The organism is Devosia sp. (assembly GCF_014860165.1).
Lineage (GTDB): Bacteria > Pseudomonadota > Alphaproteobacteria > Rhizobiales > Devosiaceae > Devosia.
The window spans coordinates 1-16,566 of sequence record NZ_JACZKG010000081.1 but is presented as its reverse complement, the minus strand read 5'-3'; the positions used below and the strand labels follow the sequence as shown (position 1 = coordinate 16,566).

The following is a 16,566-nucleotide window of genomic DNA, read 5'->3' as shown; positions in this document are numbered from 1 at the left end:
GATTGCGGCCATGACTGGAAATCGTTCCCTGCTCGCAGCCCTCGCGGGCGACCCGGAAATCGAAGCGCTGCTGGCCGATGCGGCGCAGGTTGCCGCCATGGTGACGTTCGAGGTGGCGCTGGCGCAGGCCGAGGCGGAGGCCGGGCTGATCAGCGCGGAGGCCGCCACGGCCATCGCTGCGGGCCTCGACGGTTTCGAGCCGGATTGGGATGATCTGGCGCTAGGCATGGCGCGCGATGGGGTGGTGGTGCCAGCTTTGCTGGTGCAGATGCGGCGCCGCATCGCCGCGCCCCATGCCGAGGCCCTGCACAAGGGGGCCACCAGCCAGGATGTGATCGACACGGCGCTGGTGCTGCAACTGGCCTCGGTCATCGCGGTGTTGGTCGCGCGGCTGACCCCAATGCTCGATGCCTTGGACGGGCTCGTGACTCGCTATGGCGGGCAGGGGCTGATGGCCCATACGCGCATGCAGCGCGCTCTGCCCTATAGCGTGAGCGCCAAGCTCGCGACCTGGATGGTGCCGCTTCGCCGCCACCTGGCGGCGCTGCAGGCGGTGCGCCGCAGCCTCCTGGTGATCCAGCTCGGCGGCCCCATTGGCGACCGCAGCAGCTTTGGCCCGCATGGCGAGGCGGTTGCACGCGCGCTGGCGCGACAGCTCGATCTGGGCCTTGCCGAGCCGTGGCAATCGGCCCGCGATCCGCTGGTCGGCTTCGCGTCGCTGCTGGCCCTGCTGACCGGCACGCTGGGCAAGATTGGCGCCGACGTGGCTCTGCTGGCGCAGAACGAGATCGGCGCGGTGACCATTGCGGGCGGCGGCGGTTCGTCCTCGATGGCGCACAAGTCCAACCCGGTGAATGCCGAGGTGCTGGTGGCGCTGGCGCGCTACAATGCCGGTCTCGTCGGGGTGCTGCAGCAGTCCATGGTGCATGAAAACGAGCGGTCGGGCGCAGCCTGGACGCTGGAATGGCTCGCCTTGCCGCCCCTCGTCATTGCCACCGGAGCCAGCCTGCGCCTCGGAAACCTGCTGCTGGGCCAATTGAGCTTTCCCGCGCCCTGACGGCTGCGTGCAGGTCGCCGAGATTCAATTCAACTCTCCGCTTCGATCTTAAGGCTTGTGGCACATCCGGCTGGCAATGGTGCCGTGAGGGCGAGACCCGTGGATAACCGGCTGTTAAGGTAAACCGACCGATAATGCCGACCTGGAAACGACGTCGTCCACTAGGTGAGTTTCAGGTCTAATGCGTCTTATTATCGGCATCCTCATCGTCGTTGGCAGCGTTGTCGGCGGATATCTCGGCGTGGGCGGGCACATGTATGTGCTGTGGCAGCCCTTCGAATTCGTCATCATTCTGGGTGCCGCCATCGGCGCCTTCGTCATCGGCAATACCGGCGCAGTGCTGAAACAGACGCTCGGCGTCTTCGGCACGCTGTTCAAAGGCCCCAAATACAACAAGGCGGCCTATGTCGAACTGCTCGGCATGCAATTCAGCCTCTACAAGCTGGTGCAGTCCAAGGGCATCCTGGCTCTCGAGCAGCATATCGAAAATCCCGAGGAATCGACGCTGTTCGCGCGCTTTCCCACCTTTGCGAAAAACCATCACGCGGTGGAATTCGTCTGCGACTATCTCCGCATGGTGACGCTGGGTTCCAACAACGTGCATGAGATGGAAGCGTTGATGGACGAGGAACTGGAGACCCACCACCAGGAGAATGAGCGCGTCGTCAACGCCATGCAGGCTTTGGCCGACGGTACGCCGGCCCTGGGCATCGTGGCCGCCGTTCTGGGCGTAATTCACACCATGGGCGCCATCAGCGAGCCGCCCGAAGTGCTCGGCCACATGATCGGCGGCGCCCTGGTCGGTACGTTCTTCGGCGTGTTCGTGGCCTATGGTTTCTTCGGCCCGTTCGCGCAGTCGCTGCGCAACATCTACGAGGCCGAGGACAAGTATTTCCTGTCGCTCAAGGTGGGCCTGCTGGCCCATATTTCCGGGCAGGTGCCTGTCATGGCCATCGAATTCGCGCGCAAGGCGCTGATGTCGGAAGACCGGCCGAGCTTTGCTGAAATCGACGAGGCAACGGCAAACCTGCCCGCCGCGACATAGTCTACGACCCAGGAAGCCAGAATGGCGAACTTCGACCAGCCGATCATCATCAAGAAGGTCAAGAAGAACAAGCACGCCCACCATGGCGGCGCCTGGAAGATCGCCTATGCTGACTTCGTGACGGCCATGATGGCCTTCTTCCTGTTGCTCTGGCTGATCAGCATGACCACGCCAGAGCAGAAGGAAGGCCTGGCCACCTATTTCGCCCCACCCAATATCGCGCCCACGACAAGTGGCTCGGGTGGCTTGATGGGTGGCACGGCGCTGGATAATGCCGGTGCACTGATGGCGGGCTCGACCCCGCAGGAACGTGTCGACGCCTCGGTGACGCCCAAGGGCGAGGAGTTCGGCACCGTAGAAGGCGCGATGAGCGGTCGCGACCAGCAGCAGGGCAACGAATTCGAATCAGCCAATGCCTCGCAATATGACCTCAAGGCCACCGACGACCAGGGCTTCCACAGCGCCGCGGCGAGCATCCGCCAGGCCTGGCAGGCGCTGCCTGACATCACCGAGATCGCCGACAACCTGATCGTCGAGGAGACCGATGAAGGGCTGAACATCCGGATCATCGACCAGGAAGGCCGGCCGATGTTCCCCGAGGGCTCGAAATATCCCAACGAGGTGACGCGGCAGGCCATCGCCGCCATCGCGCCGATCCTGCAGAAGCTGTCGAGCCCGGTACGGATTGCCGGGCATACGGCAGCCGGTGGAATCTACGCCAATCCACGCTATGGCTCGTGGGAATTGTCCGCCGACCGCGCCAATACGGTGCGGCAGATCCTTGGCGAATTCGGACTGGCGGATGACCGCATCAATTCGGTGGTCGGCCGTTCCACGGCCGAGCCGTTCTTCCCCAACGACCCCTATATGGCGGCCAATGAGCGGGTCGAGATCACGCTGCTCTATGAAACGCCGCCGGTTCCGGCGGGGCTTGAGCCCTGAGTTGAACCTCATGAAGGCCCCGCCATCGCGCGGGGCCTTTTGCTGTGGCCAAAGCTGTCCATCCGTCTGGTATGGAAGCGGGTAGCGGTGCATTGTCGGCGCGACAACGAGGAGTCGTGCCGTGCCCTTTCCCGATCTGATCCAGCCCGAACTTGGTGCCTATCGCAGCAGCGTGCAGATGCCCGGCGACTTCGCGGCGTTCTGGGAAGCGACTATTGCCGAGGCGCGGGCGGTTGGCGGGCCGGTGAGCATCGTGCCGGCCGAGACCACGCTGAAGGTCGTCGAGGCGTTCGACGTGACCTTTCCCGGCTTTGGCGGCCATCCGATCAAGGGCTGGCTGGTGCTGCCGGCCGTCAGGAGCGGCCGGCTGCCGCTGGTGGTGCAGTATGTGGGCTATGGCGGCGGGCGCGGCTTTGCGCATGAGCAACTGCATTGGGCCGCCTCGAGCTATGCCTATTTCCGCATGGATACGCGCGGGCAAGGCAGCGGCTGGTCGCTGGGCGCTACGTCCGACCCGGTGGGCACGACGCCCTCCATCCCGGGCGTGATGACCAAGGGCGTCCTCGACAAGAATGAGTATTACTATCGCCGCGTCTTTACCGATGCGGTGCGCGCCATCGACATGCTGGTGGCGCAGGATTTCGTCGATGGCGACAGGATCGCCGTCTGTGGTGGCAGCCAGGGCGGCGGGATTGCACTGGCGGCAGCGGGGATCGATGCCCGCATCAAGGCGGCGATGCCCGACGTGCCGTTCCTCTGCGACTATCCGCGGGCGGTGCAGAAGGCCAGCCGCGACCCCTATCTGGAGCTTGTCCGCTTCCTGGCGCAGCATCGCGACAAGAAGGCCAAGGTCTTTGAAACGCTCGACTATTTCGATGGCGTCAACTTCGCGCGGCAGGCAAGGGCGGCTGCCTTGTTTTCGGTTGCCGTCATGGACGATATCTGCCCGCCCTCGACGGTCTATGGTGCCTTCCACGCCTATGGCGGGGCGGACAAGAGCATCGAGGAATACGAGTACAATAATCACGAAGGCGGCCAGGCATTCCAGGAGCGGGCGCAAATGGTTTGGCTGGCCAGCCGCTTCGGCTGAGGGGGATAAGTCGCCTAGGCCCTTGCGCTGCTCAAAAAACGCAAATATTGCGTAGATGAGAAGCGAGGCGTAGCAGTGGCGACTCAGAAACGCACAAACCAGACCGACATTGCGGAGCGCCTTGGCGTTTCCGTCAGCACGGTGTCGCGGGCGCTGGCCAATGAAATCGGCATCAGCGACGCGGTGCGGCGCGACGTGCAGCGCATGGCGCGCACGCTGGGCTACAAATCCAAGCATAATGCGGTGGCGGCCGGCGGGGACAAGCGGGCGGTGGCGCTGGTGCCCCTGGGCAGCGCCACGAGCGGGCTTTCCGGGTTCTATTTCGGCATTGTCGAGGGCATGCGGGCGCAGGCGGCCGAAGCCGGCATGATGCTCGACGTGCGGCTGGTCAACGAAACCGCGGTGACGCTGGAAATGATCAGCAAGCAAATCGCGCAGGCCGATGCCGGCGGCGTGCTGCTGGCTGGCATCGATGCCTGGGATGACCTAGCCCTGTGGTGCGCGGACGAGGACATTCCGGCGGTGCTGGTCAATGGCAGCGATCCCCGGATGCGGATCAGCTCGGTATCGCCGGCCAATTTCTACGGCGCCTATCAGGCGACACAGCGGCTGCTCGATGCCGGGCATCGGCGCATTCTGCACTATACCCATCGCTATCGGCCCACCATTTTGCAGCGGCAGCGGGGCTTTGAGGCGGCGATTGCGGCGATGCCGGGCGCAGTGGGGGTGATCGTCAATACGGCGGAACGCAAGACCCATGAATTGCTGGCGGATCTGCTGGCCGGCAAGCATGACGTGACGGCGATGTTCAGCTGGAACGACATCGCCGCGGTAGAGATGCTGGAAGGCCTCTATGGTCCGGAAAGCCCCTTGCCGCCTGGATTTTCGATGATCGGCTTCGATGACTTGCCGCTTGCCGGCATGGCCACGCCGCGGCTGAGCACGGTGCGGGTGGATCGCGAGGCGATCGGGCGCGGGGCGGTGCGCTTGCTGAGCCAGCACATGGACGGCGAGGCGGCGGTGCAGCAGCTCGAAGTGGGTGTGACCATGGTGCCGGGCGAGACGGTTTTCGCCGCGCAGCAGATGGCGACGCGGTAGCGCGGCGACTTACCGAGCGGGGCCGCGACCGCGCGATGTGCCGCAACATCCGCCCCAAATTTGTTAGCAGACTGTTAGCGTTGAGTGTCACCCGCTGCCGCTATGCGCCACCTATCCCTTTGTCGGTTCAACGCAATATGAACAAATTTGCGTAATTTGCGTAATTTGCGCAAAATGCTTGCGGTGACGCAAAATCTGTCCTACCGTTGACGAGGTTGCGTAAGTCAGGGCCCCTGACCTGCGCCTGCCCCCATCAATAGGGGCAGCGCGGCACGTCTGAGGGCACAGCGTCGGTACGGCGCTCGGGAGGGGTGATGGAATTGCGGCGGTGGAACGTCAGGCACGTCCGCATGGTGCTGGAAAGCGCTCCAGTCTTTTCGCCCTTTGTCCGTGGTGCGGCGGTTGCGGCAGTGCGCAGTCGTGCCGGCGAAGACGCCGTGGGGCAGCTGCTGGCCGCGGCCCAGGCCGATGCCGCCGAATCGATCCCGGCGCTGCCGGCCGACCTCTATCTCGAATTCATGCGTACCGGGCGGCGCGAGGGCTATGAAGATGCCCAGCGCCAGCGCCGCAACATGCTCTATCGCCTGACGCTCGCCGAGTGGCTGGACGGGCAGGGGGCGTTTGTCGACGCCATCGAGAATATTGCCTTTGCCCGGCTGGAGGAGACCAACTGGGCCTGGCCCGCCCATGCCCGCATGCTCGACATGCCCGATCACCCGACGGTCGACCTGGCAGCCGCCATGACGGCGCTCGACCTTGCCGAAATGGACTATCTGATCGGCGATGCGCTCTCGCCATCGCTCCGGGCCCGGCTGCGCAGCGAGATCGACCGGCGGACCGTGGCGCCGTTCCTGGACCGCAACGATCACTGGTGGCTGCATTCGACACCGGACCGGCAGGTCAATAACTGGACTGCGGTCTGCGTCGCCGGGGTGGTGGGCGCGGCCTGCTATCTCGAAACCGACCTCGACCGGCTGGCCAATATCATCACGCGCGGGCTGCACAGCCTTGCCGACTATCTGGAGACCTTCGACAGCCAGGGCGGCTCGTCGGAAGGGCCGGACTACTGGTCCTATGGCTTTGGCAATTATGTCGTGCTGGCCCAGCTCCTGCATGCCCGGACCGGCGGGCAGATCGACCTGCTGGACGATCCGCAGATCCGCGAAATCGCCCAGTTCCCGGTGCGGACCGTGCTGACGCAGGGTTTGTGGGCGAGCTTTTCGGACTCCGATAGCAATCCCACCTTCCATCCGGGCCTGCTCAGCCATCTGGCCGAGCGGCTGGAGCTGCCGGCGCTGACCGAGCTGGGCATGCAGAACGATTTCTCGGTGGAAGTCTTCAACCAGTTCGCCTGGCCGTTGCGTCAGTTCGCCTGGCCGCTGCCGGAGCGCAATGTCGCCTTTGGCGGCACGTCGCATGACTGGTTTGCCGACATGGCGTGGATGATCAGCCGGCTCGATCCGGGTGATCCCAATTCGCTGCGGCTCGCCATCAAGGGCGGGCACAATGACGAGATGCACAACCAGAACGATGTCGGCTCGCTGATCGCGGTGAGCAAGGGCAAGGTGGTGCTGACCGACCCCGGGCGCGGGCGTTATTCCAAGGCCTATTTCGGGCCCGAGCGCTACAGCAACATCATGGCCTCCTCGCGCGGGCATTCGGTGCCTGTCGTCAACGGCCATGAGCAGGCCGTGGGCCGCCAGCATGCGGCCTCCGTCATTACGCACAGCCATGGAGCCGACGCGGATCGGCTGACACTGGCCATGGCGGCGGCCTATCCCGCCGAGGCGGGGATCACGTCGCTGGAACGCGATGTGGTGTTCGATCGCAGCGTGCGGGGCGGGCGGGTCACGCTCAGCGACAGCTATGGCTTTGCCAATGGCGCCGGGACTTTCCAATCCGTGCTCGTCACGCCGCTGGCCGTCGAGGCGGGGCCGGAAACGGTGCGCATTGGCGACGCGGCGGGCGGAGTGTCGGTGCGGTTCGATCCGCAGGCCGTATCGGTGAGCACCGAGCGCCATGACGGCGTCGAGAAACAATATGCCCCATCGGTCGATCTGACCCGGGTGCTGTTCACAGCGTTGGGCAATGCCGCCAGCGGGCAGGTGAACTTGGAAATCTCGCCGCTCTGAACGAGCGGGAGCGCCGGCCCCAATGGCCGGCACAATGAGGGGCGCGGCGCCAGGTCGGCATCCGCCGGAAATCAACCCCGGGCAGGGAGCGCCCGGAAAAGGGAGGACGACAATGAAGCATTCAAGTTTCGGTCCGAGCAGGGGCCAACTGAGCCTCAGGCTCGCCGGTGCCGTGGCGGTAGCCGCACTGCTGGCTGCCGGGCAGGCGCTGGCCGCAGGCCAGGCGCCCGCACTCGAGGCCATGGTGGCAAGCGGCGAGCTACCGCCGCTGGAAGAACGCCTGCCGGCCAACCCGCTGGTCGTGCCCGCCGATGCCATCGGCACCTATGGCGGCACCTGGCGCATGGGCCTCAATGGCGGCGGCGACAACGGCCTGATCGTCAAGACCGTGGCCTATGACAGCCTGGTCCGTTACGACCATGAGTGGAAGACGGTGGTGCCGAACCTGGCCGAGAGCTGGGAAGTCAACGCGGACGCGACCGAATTCACCTTCAAGCTGCGCGAAGGCGTCAAGTGGTCCGACGGTACGCCGCTGACCACTGCGGACCTCGCCTTCGCCGTCGAAATGTACCAGGACCCCGACTATGCAGCGGGCAGCTGGATCGACAACAAGAACAACCCGGCGACCATGGAAGTCATCGACGACTACAACTTCAAGTTCAAGTTCGGCAAGCCGAACGGCATGTTCATGGAGACCATTGCCGGGGTCGACGGCATTCACATCACGTCGCTGCAGAAGGCCTATTGCAGCCAGTTCCACCCCACCTATAACGAGAATGCAGAGGCCGATGCGAAAGCGGCCGGCTTTGACAGCTGGGCGCTCTACCTGCAGGACCGCTGTGCCTGGGGCTGGGAAACCATCCGCTTCGCCAATCCGGACCTGCCCAGCATCTATGCCTGGGTGATCGAGACGCCGCTGACGGCCAATGCCCAGCGCGTCACCTGGAAGCGCAATCCCTATTACTGGAAGACCGACGCCGAGGGGAACCAGCTGCCCTATATCGACGCGCTGGACATGCGCGTGAGCCAGGGCGGCGTGGAAGAACTGACGCTTGCCGCCCTCAATGGCGAGATCGACTTCCAGGAACGCCACATCGCCACGACCACCAACAAGCCGCTGTTCTTCGACGGGCAGGAAGCTGGCGGCTATCACCTGGGTGAAGTGATCCCGTCGGCATCCAACACCCTGGTGCTGCAGCTCAACCTCAACCACCTCGATCCGGTCAAGCGCGAGCTCTACCAGAACAAGGACTTCCGCATCGGCATTTCCCACGCCATCGACCGGCAGGAAATCATCGACGTGGTGTTTACCGGCCAGGGCGAGCCCTTCCAGGTCGCGCCGCGCCCCGAGTCCAACTTCTATGACGAGGAGCTGGCCAAGCAGTATACCGAGTTCGACCCCGACCTCGCCGCCGAGCACTTTGCGGCGGCGGGCCTGACCGAGAAGAATGGCGACGGCATCTACCTCGCCAGCGACGGCAACCCGGTCAAGATCACCGTCGACGTGATTTCGGCGCTGCGTCCCGAGTGGATCGACATGCTCGAAATCATGCAACTGCAGCTGGGCGCTGCCGGTGTCGAGATCGAGCTCAACAATATCGACCGCACGCTGTTCTACGAAAAGCGCCCGGCTGGTGAGTTCGACGCCCAGGTCTGGGCCGGCGACGGTGGCATAGAGGCCCTGCAGGAGCCGCGCTACTACTTCCCGTTCAGCGATGAATCGGTCTGGGCCTATCGCTGGGCGCAGTGGTTCAACGGCACCCGTCCGGAAATCGCCGAAGAGCCGGCAGACTGGGCCAAGCAGCAGATGGACCTCTATAACCAGGTCCGTGCCGCTGCGACGCCGGAGGCGCGTGCCGACTTGTTCAACCAGGTGCTCGCCATCACCAAGGAAGAGTTCCCGGTCATCGGGGTGAGCCTGATGCCGAATTCCTATTCGATCATCCGGAACAACCTCAAGAATGCGCCGGAATCGATGTTCAACGCCTGGCTCTTCCCGACCCCGGCTTCGATGGATCCGACGGTCTGGTACTTCGAATAAGCGAGCACCTCCCCTCGCTCAATCTCCCCGCGGCGATACCAAGCTGCGGGGGAACCCCAACTTCGCGGGACAGGCATCATGGTCGGCTATATCATTCAACGTTTCATCGCCATGCTGCTGACGCTGGTGGCCGTGTCCATCGTGGCCTTCGCCATCATCCAGCTGCCGCCGGGCGACTATCTTACAAGCTATATCGCATCGCTCTCTGCCACCGGCGACCAGGTCGACCCCAGGGTCATCGAGAACCTGCGCAGTCAATATGGCCTGGGTGAGCCGTTCTATGTCCAGTACTGGAAATGGGTCACGGGCATCGTACAGGGCAATTTCGGCCACAGCTTCGAATGGAAACGGCCGGTATGGGAGCTGATCTGGGGCCGGCTGGGCTATTCCATCCTGCTCGAAGGCCTGGCCGTGGTGGTCATGTGGTTGGTCGCGTTGCCCATCGGCATCTATGCGGCGGTGCGCAAATATTCGCTGGGCGACTATCTCGCCACGATCGGTGGCTTCATCGGCCTCGCCGTCCCCAATTTCTTCTTCGCGCTCATCCTGATGTATCTCGCCTTTACCTGGTTCGGCACCACGCTGGGCGGCCTGTTCTCGCCCGAATTCGAGAATGCGCGCTGGAGCCTGCCCCGCATCTGGGATTTCCTGAGCCATGCCTGGGCGCCCATCCTGGTGCTGGCGACGGGTGGTACGGCCGAACTCATTCGCATTCTGCGCGCCAACCTGCTCGACGAACTCAAGAAGCCTTACGTCACTACAGCCCGGGCCAAAGGCCTGCCGGAGTGGAAGGTGGTGCTGAAATATCCGGTCCGGTTGGCGCTCAATCCGCTGATCTCAACCATCGGCTGGCTGCTGCCGGCGCTGGTTTCGGGCTCCGTCATCGTCTCGGTGGTGATGAACCTGCCGACGGCCGGGCCCATGCTGCTGCGTTCGCTGACCACTCAGGACATGTATCTGGCGGGCGCGATCATCCTGCTGCTCAGCGTGCTGACGGTGGTGGGAACACTAATTTCGGACATCCTGCTTGCCTGGATCGATCCGCGCATTCGTTACGGGGGCAAGTGATGGCCGTGGATACGATGACACCCGTTCAAGCCAAGGCCAGGGCCATTGTGCCGGCGAAGCGTGAGAGCCAGTTCGGGCTGATGTGGCGCCGGTTCAGACAGCACCGGCTGGCGCTGGTCAGCCTGTGGGTCGTGGCCGCCTTCTACCTGGTGGCTGTGCTGGCCGAGTTTCTCGCGCCGACCGATCCGTCGGCCTATAGCGCGCGCTATACCTATGCGCCGCCCCAGGGCATCCAGCTCATTGCCACCGAGCCGGACGGATCGTGGTCGTTCCAGCTGCATGTGAATGGCTACAAGACTGAGATCGACCCGGTGGCTTTGCGCCGCACCTTCGTGATCGACCCGGAGGAACGCATTCCGGTGCAGTTCTTCGTGCCGAGCAAGCCCTATCTGCTGGCCGGCTTCATTCCCATGTCGGTCAAGCTGATGGGCGTGACCGAGCCGCGGGCGCCGTTCTACGTGCTGGGCGCCGACCGGCTGGGGCGGGACCTGCTGAGCCGGTTGATCCATGGCACGCGGATTTCGCTTTCCATTGGCCTCGCCGGCGTCACGCTGAGCCTGTTCTTCGGCATCATCATCGGCGGGTTTGCCGGATTCTATGGCGGCTGGTTCGATACGGCGGTGATGCGCGTGGTCGAGTTCATCCGCTCGATGCCGACCATTCCGCTCTGGCTGGGGCTCGCCGCCGCCATGCCCAAGGACTGGAGCGCGCTGCAGACCTATTTTGCCATCACGCTGATCCTATCGCTGATCGGCTGGACGGAGCTGGCGCGCGTGGTGCGGGGGCGGTTCCTGAGCCTGCGAACCGAGGATTTCGTGACGGCGGCGCAGCTCGACGGGGCCAGCGACTGGCGCATCATCACCCGCCATATGGTGCCCAGCTTCATGAGCCACATCATTGCTGCGGCCACCCTGGCCATTCCGGGCATGATCCTGGCCGAGACGGCGCTGAGCTTTCTCGGACTTGGCCTGCAGGCACCGATCGTGAGCTGGGGCACCCTGCTGCAGGACGCACAGAACATCCGGACGCTGGCCACCGCACCCTGGCTGCTGACACCCGGCATCTGCGTAGTGGTGATCATTTTGTCGATGAACTTCTTTGGAGACGGCCTCCGTGATGCCGCTGATCCCCATGGCCGATAAACCCATCCTCACTATTTCCGACATGTCCATTGTCTTCTCGTCGCCCGACGAGGCCGATATCGAGGCGGTGCGGCAGGTGGATCTGACGCTGACGCCGGGCAAGACGCTGGCGCTGGTGGGCGAGAGCGGCTGCGGCAAGTCGGTGACGGCGCGGGCGGTGCTGCGGCTGCTCGACCGCAATGCGAGCATTCCCCGCGGCTCGATCCTGTTCCAGCCGGGGGGCGAGGCGCCCACCGATATCGCCAGGCTCAAGCAGGACAGCCTGCCGCTGCGGGCGATCCGCGGCAGCCAGATCTCGATGATCTTCCAGGAGCCGATGAGCTCGCTGTCGCCGGTGCATACGATCGGCGACCAGATCGACGAGATGATGATCCTCCATGAGGGGCTCAAGCCCAAGGCGGCGCGGGAGCGTACGGTGGCATTGCTCGACCAGGTGGGCATTCCCGGCGCGCGGCAGCGGGCCGAGGCCTATCCGTTCGAGCTCAGCGGCGGGCTGCGGCAGCGCGCGATGATCGCCATGGCCCTGGCCTGCACGCCGCAGGTGCTGATCGCGGACGAGCCGACCACGGCGCTCGATGTGACCACGCAGGCGCAGATCCTCGATCTGCTTCGGCAGCTGCAGGCCGATTTCGGCATGGCCATGCTGTTTATCACCCACGACCTGGGCGTGGTGGCCGAGATCGCCGACGAAGTGGCGGTGATGTATCTGGGCGATGTGGTGGAGCAGGGCAGCGTCTATGACGTCTTCGCGCGGCCCAGCCACCCCTATACCCAGGCGCTGATGAGCTCGATACCCAAGATGGCGCGCAAGGCCGAGCGGGTGCGGCTGTCGCCCATCAAGGGCACTGTGCCGGCACCCCGGGACCGGCCCGACGGCTGTGCCTTTACCAGCCGCTGCCCCTATGCGTTCGAGCCCTGCGCCACGGTGCGGCCGGAGCGCACCGATGTGGGCAACGGGCACCATGCGCGCTGCCATCTGCTGACGCGGCAACCGGTGGAGGCGGTGGCATGAGCACGTTGTTGACGGTCGAAAACCTATCCAAGACCTATGTGCTGGGCGGCGGCTGGTTTGGTCCGGCGCGCGAGCTGGCGGCGCTGACCGATATCAACCTGACGGTGGAGGCAGGCGAAACGCTGGCCATCGTGGGCGAAAGCGGTTGCGGCAAGACCACGCTGGGGCGCTGTATCATCCAGGCGCAGAAGGTCAGCAAGGGGACGGTAACCTATCACCCCAAGGCGGGTGGCGACGTCGAGCTGACTTCGCTCAACAAGCGGCAGATCAAGCCGTGGCGGCAGGATATCCGCATGATCTTCCAGGACCCGATGAGTTCGCTGAACCCGAACATGCGGGTGTTCGACATCGTCGCCGAGCCGCTGCGCATCCACAAGATCTGCAAGGGCCGCGAACTGGAAGAGCGCGTGATCTCGACACTGGAAAAGGTCGGCATTCCCGCCGAGGCCGTGGGGCGCTATCCGCATGCCTTTTCGGGCGGCCAACGCCAGCGCATCGGCATTGCCCGCGCGCTGGTGCTGGACCCCAAGCTGGTGATTGCCGACGAGGCGGTGTCGGCGCTGGACGTCTCGATCCAGGCGCAGGTGCTCAACCTGCTTGAGGACCTCAAGGCCGAGTTCGGGTTGACCTACATCTTCATCAGCCATGACCTTGGCGTGGTGAACTACATCGCCGACCGGGTGGTGGTGATGTATCTCGGGCATGTGGTGGAAAATGCGCCCACCGAAATGCTGTTCGAGCGCCCGCGCCACCCCTATACCGAGCTGCTGCTCGAAGCCCTGCCGATCGCCGATCCGCTGCGCCGCAAGGGGCGCAAGACTGAGGTAAGGGGCGAGATCCCCTATCTCGGCAACCGGCCGGTGGGATGCCCGTTCCACACCCGCTGCAAATATGCCCAAGACCGCTGCCGCACCGAAAAGCCGGCGCTGCGTCCCATCAACGGGACGGCACAGGAAGCGGCCTGCCACTTTGCCGAAACACTCGATTTGAAGGGCGCTTATGAAGACGCGCCTGCGAAGGAATTTGCCTAGATGACCCACGATCCCGTGAGCGCCAATCCGCTGCATGGCAATCCGCTCCAGACCCGGGCGGATGTCGAGAAAGCGTTGCATGACCTGTTCAATCCGCTGCTGCCCTATTTCTCCGAAGGCGGGGCGCGGGTGCGGCTGGATGGTGCGGCGGCCCATTTCGACCGCGCGGCGGCGGACCTGGAAGGCTTTGCCCGGCCGCTCTGGGGCCTGACCCCGTTGGCGGCCGGGGGCGGCAAGTTCGACCATTGGGAACTCTACCGGCGCGGGCTGGCCAATGGCACGGACCCCGAGCATCCCGAATATTGGGGCACGGTCAATTCGACTGACCAGCGCATGGTCGAGCTGGCGGCGATCGGTTTCACCATGCGGCTGCTGCCACAGCTGGTGTGGGAGCCGCTCAGCGAGAAAGCCAAGAGAAATCTCGCGGCATATCTCAAGCATGCCCGCAGCTTCGACTATGCCGACAATAACTGGAAATTCTTCCGCATCCTGGTCGATCTGGGGCTGGAGGAATGTGGGGTCGAATTCGATCGATCGCTGACCGAGAAGTATCTTGAAGAGCTGGATGGGTTCTATATCGCCGACGGCTGGTATCGCGACGGCGATATCAGGCGGATCGACCACTATATCCCGTTCGCCATGCACTTTTATGGCCTGATCTATGCCAAGCTGGCACGGGGCGATGAGAAGCGCGTCGCGGCCTACAAGGAGCGGGCGGCGCTGTTTGCCAAGGATATCCGCCACTGGTTCGACGAGGATGGCGGCACGCTGGCCTTCGGGCGGAGCCTCACCTATCGCTTCGCCTGCGGCGGTTTCTGGGGCGCGCTGGCCTTTGCGGATCTCGAGGCTTTGCCCTGGGGCGAGATCAAGGGGCAGTTCATGCGGCATCTGCGCTGGTGGGCGGACAAGCCGATCGCGCATGGAAATGGCGTGCTGTCGGTGGGTTATGGCTATCCCAGCCTGATGATGGCCGAGAACTACAATTCGGCCGGTTCGCCCTATTGGGCGCTCAAGGCCTTCCTGCCGCTGGCCCTGCCCGAGGATCATCCGTTCTGGACGGCGGAGGAGACGCCTGCGGTCGTCGATGCCGCGCCGGTGCCGCTCAGGCATCCGGGCATGGTGATGATGCATACCGAGGGCAATGTGGTGGCACTGTCGAGCGGACAGCAGAATTTCCAGATGCGCTGGGGCGCCGAGAAATATGCCAAGTTCGTCTATTCCTCGCGCTATGGCTTTTCCATCGAAAATGACGAGCGGGCCTATAACCTGGCCGCCTTCGACGGCATGATCGGCTTTTCTGATGACGGGCGGCATTATCGGGTGCGCGAGAGCAACGAGACGGCGCGCATAGCCGGTAACACGCTACATGCCGTGTGGAAGCCTTGGGCGGATGTGACCGTCGAGACCTGGCTGCTGCCGGCCAATCCCTGGCATATCAGGGTGCATCGGATCACCACGCCGCGGGTGCTGCATGCCACCGAGGGCGGCTTTGCCATTGCCCGGGCGGATATGAATGCGGATCGTTGTGCGGAGGGGAAGGGCAGCGCCAGTGTGCGCAGTGCCACCGATGTCTCCGTCATCGTGGACCTGGTCGGTCAGCGCGACGGCCGGGCGCAGAGGGCGCAGCCCAATACCAATCTCATCGTCTCCAAGACCATCGTGCCGCAGCTGCGCGGGGAGATCCCGGCAGGGACGACCGTGCTGGTGACGGCGGCGATGGCGCTGCCTGCCGGTGGGGACGCCGAGGCGGCGGCGAGCCGGATGCCTGATGCGCCTGACCTGGCAGATCTCGAAGCATTGTTCGCCCGCAGGGGTGTGGATGTCAGCGCCATTCTGGTGCCGGAGCGGTTTTGATGCGGCCTAAACTCGCCTTCGCCATGGCGGCGGACAAGACAAGGCATGTGTTCGACGCCGATGCGCTGGCGCGGCTGGCGCGCAGTTGCGACATCGTGCGGGCCGCGCCGCTGGAGGATTTCTCCAGCGCAGAAGCCCGTGCCATCCTGGGCGAGATCGACATTCTCGTCACCGGCTGGGGTTGCCCTGTTGTGACCGAAGACGTGATCCGCTCCGCACCAAGCCTCAAGCTCATCGCCCATTCGGCAGGCACTGTGAAGTTCACACTGGACCCGGCCGTATATGCGGCCGGCATCCGGGTGACGCATGCCGCCGACGCCAACGCGGTTCCGGTGGCCGAGTTCACGCTGGCCTCGATCATTTTCGCCAACAAGCGGGTGTTCGAGCTGCGCGACCGCTATCGGGCCGATCCCGGCCGGCGCAGCAGCTACGCGCTGATGGACGAGCCGATCGGCAACTATCACCGGACCATTGGGCTGGTGGGTGCATCGCGCATCGGGCGCAAGGTGGCGCGGCTACTCATGGGGTTCGACTTCACCGTGCTGATCAGCGATCCGTTCGTGCAGCCCGACGATCCGATGCTTGTGGGGGCCGAGCTGGTCGATCTCGACAGCCTGATGATGCGTTCGGATGTGGTGTCCATCCATGCGCCGTCCCTGCCCTCGACGCGGGCGATGATCGGGGCCAGGCAGTTCAAGCTGATGCGGGATGGAGCGGCATTCATCAATACGGCGCGCGGCGCGCTGGTCGACGAAGCGGCACTGGTAGCCGAATTGCAGACCGGGCGCATCCACGCGGTGATCGATGTGACCGATCCCGAGATTCCGGCGCCGGGTTCGCCACTCTATACCCTGCCCAATGTGTTCCTGACGCCGCATGTGGCCGGCGCTGTCGGCACCGAGCGGCTGCGGCTGGGGCAAATGGCGATCGAGGAAATCGAGCGCTTCGTGGGTGGCGTGCCGATGGAGTTCGAGATCGAGCCGGCGCTGCTGGAGCGATTGGCGTGACGGGCTTTCCCGCCGCGACGTCGGTGCGTATGACCCCACCCCACCCC

Annotated in this window: 13 protein-coding genes; all 13 read left to right on the top strand. The window is 64.4% G+C overall.

Annotated elements, in window-relative coordinates; genetic code table 11:
* Window positions 1-10: 10 nt before the first annotated feature.
* The 13 genes from IH615_RS20795 (at window position 11) to IH615_RS20735 (ending at window position 16,519) form a co-directional block, all read left to right on the top strand.
* Entirely contained in the window at window positions 11-1,057 is a 1,047-nt protein-coding gene (locus tag IH615_RS20795; RefSeq protein ID WP_291365012.1) for a 3-carboxy-cis,cis-muconate cycloisomerase, read from the top strand.
* Between the two features lie 181 nt (window positions 1,058-1,238).
* Window positions 1,239-2,102 carry a flagellar motor stator protein MotA gene (motA, locus tag IH615_RS20790; RefSeq protein ID WP_291365010.1) on the top strand — a complete coding sequence of 288 codons (864 nt, stop codon included), beginning with the start codon at window positions 1,239-1,241 and terminating at the stop codon, window positions 2,100-2,102.
* A gap of 21 nt (window positions 2,103-2,123) precedes the next feature.
* Window positions 2,124-3,044 (top strand): flagellar motor protein MotB, encoded by a 921-nt coding sequence (locus tag IH615_RS20785; protein ID WP_291365009.1) that lies wholly within the window; start codon window positions 2,124-2,126, stop codon window positions 3,042-3,044.
* Between the two features lie 121 nt (window positions 3,045-3,165).
* Window positions 3,166-4,134 (top strand): acetylxylan esterase, encoded by a 969-nt coding sequence (locus tag IH615_RS20780; protein ID WP_291365008.1) that lies wholly within the window; start codon window positions 3,166-3,168, stop codon window positions 4,132-4,134.
* Between the two features lie 75 nt (window positions 4,135-4,209).
* A complete protein-coding gene (locus IH615_RS20775; protein ID WP_291365007.1) occupies window positions 4,210-5,232 on the top strand; it encodes a LacI family DNA-binding transcriptional regulator in 1,023 nt (340 codons plus the stop codon).
* A 314-nt stretch (window positions 5,233-5,546) separates the two neighbouring features.
* Window positions 5,547-7,364 (top strand): heparinase II/III family protein, encoded by a 1,818-nt coding sequence (locus tag IH615_RS20770; RefSeq protein WP_291365005.1) that lies wholly within the window; start codon window positions 5,547-5,549, stop codon window positions 7,362-7,364.
* Between the two features lie 112 nt (window positions 7,365-7,476).
* On the top strand, window positions 7,477-9,405 hold the full coding sequence (locus IH615_RS20765) for an ABC transporter substrate-binding protein (RefSeq protein ID WP_291365003.1): 1,929 nt from the start codon (window positions 7,477-7,479) through the stop codon (window positions 9,403-9,405).
* Between the two features lie 78 nt (window positions 9,406-9,483).
* Window positions 9,484-10,473: an ABC transporter permease gene (locus IH615_RS20760; protein WP_291365001.1), complete on the top strand. Its 990-nt coding sequence runs from the start codon at window positions 9,484-9,486 to the stop codon at window positions 10,471-10,473.
* 14 nt (window positions 10,474-10,487) lie between these two features.
* A complete protein-coding gene (locus IH615_RS20755) occupies window positions 10,488-11,615 on the top strand; it encodes an ABC transporter permease (protein ID WP_291365076.1) in 1,128 nt (375 codons plus the stop codon).
* Complete coding sequence (locus IH615_RS20750; protein ID WP_291365075.1) at window positions 11,590-12,627, top strand: ABC transporter ATP-binding protein; 1,038 nt, start codon at window positions 11,590-11,592, stop codon at window positions 12,625-12,627. The genes IH615_RS20755 and IH615_RS20750 overlap by 26 nt, the downstream gene beginning before the upstream one ends.
* Window positions 12,624-13,658 (top strand): oligopeptide/dipeptide ABC transporter ATP-binding protein, encoded by a 1,035-nt coding sequence (locus IH615_RS20745; protein ID WP_291364999.1) that lies wholly within the window; start codon window positions 12,624-12,626, stop codon window positions 13,656-13,658. The genes IH615_RS20750 and IH615_RS20745 overlap by 4 nt, the downstream gene beginning before the upstream one ends.
* A complete protein-coding gene (locus IH615_RS20740) occupies window positions 13,659-15,512 on the top strand; it encodes a DUF2264 domain-containing protein (protein WP_291364997.1) in 1,854 nt (617 codons plus the stop codon). It abuts the gene before it with no gap.
* Window positions 15,509-16,519 carry a hydroxyacid dehydrogenase gene (locus IH615_RS20735; protein WP_291364995.1) on the top strand — a complete coding sequence of 337 codons (1,011 nt, stop codon included), beginning with the start codon at window positions 15,509-15,511 and terminating at the stop codon, window positions 16,517-16,519. Before IH615_RS20740 ends, IH615_RS20735 begins: the two co-directional genes overlap by 4 nt.
* The last annotated feature ends 47 nt before the right edge of the window (window positions 16,520-16,566 follow it).

Excerpts from the sequence above, each read along its gene's own strand:
- IH615_RS20795 (WP_291365012.1), top strand. The coding sequence starts at position 11 with ATGACTGGAAATCGTTCCCTGCTCGCAGCCCTCGCGGGCGACCCGGAA.
- IH615_RS20760 (WP_291365001.1), top strand. The coding sequence starts at position 9,484 with ATGGTCGGCTATATCATTCAACGTTTCATCGCCATGCTGCTGACGCTG.
- IH615_RS20770 (WP_291365005.1), top strand. The coding sequence starts at position 5,547 with ATGGAATTGCGGCGGTGGAACGTCAGGCACGTCCGCATGGTGCTGGAA.
- IH615_RS20740 (WP_291364997.1), top strand. The coding sequence starts at position 13,659 with ATGACCCACGATCCCGTGAGCGCCAATCCGCTGCATGGCAATCCGCTC.
- motA (WP_291365010.1), top strand. The coding sequence starts at position 1,239 with ATGCGTCTTATTATCGGCATCCTCATCGTCGTTGGCAGCGTTGTCGGC.
- IH615_RS20745 (WP_291364999.1), top strand. The coding sequence starts at position 12,624 with ATGAGCACGTTGTTGACGGTCGAAAACCTATCCAAGACCTATGTGCTG.
- IH615_RS20785 (WP_291365009.1), top strand. The coding sequence starts at position 2,124 with ATGGCGAACTTCGACCAGCCGATCATCATCAAGAAGGTCAAGAAGAAC.
- IH615_RS20755 (WP_291365076.1), top strand. The coding sequence starts at position 10,488 with ATGACACCCGTTCAAGCCAAGGCCAGGGCCATTGTGCCGGCGAAGCGT.
- IH615_RS20765 (WP_291365003.1), top strand. The coding sequence starts at position 7,477 with ATGAAGCATTCAAGTTTCGGTCCGAGCAGGGGCCAACTGAGCCTCAGG.
- IH615_RS20750 (WP_291365075.1), top strand. The coding sequence starts at position 11,590 with ATGCCGCTGATCCCCATGGCCGATAAACCCATCCTCACTATTTCCGAC.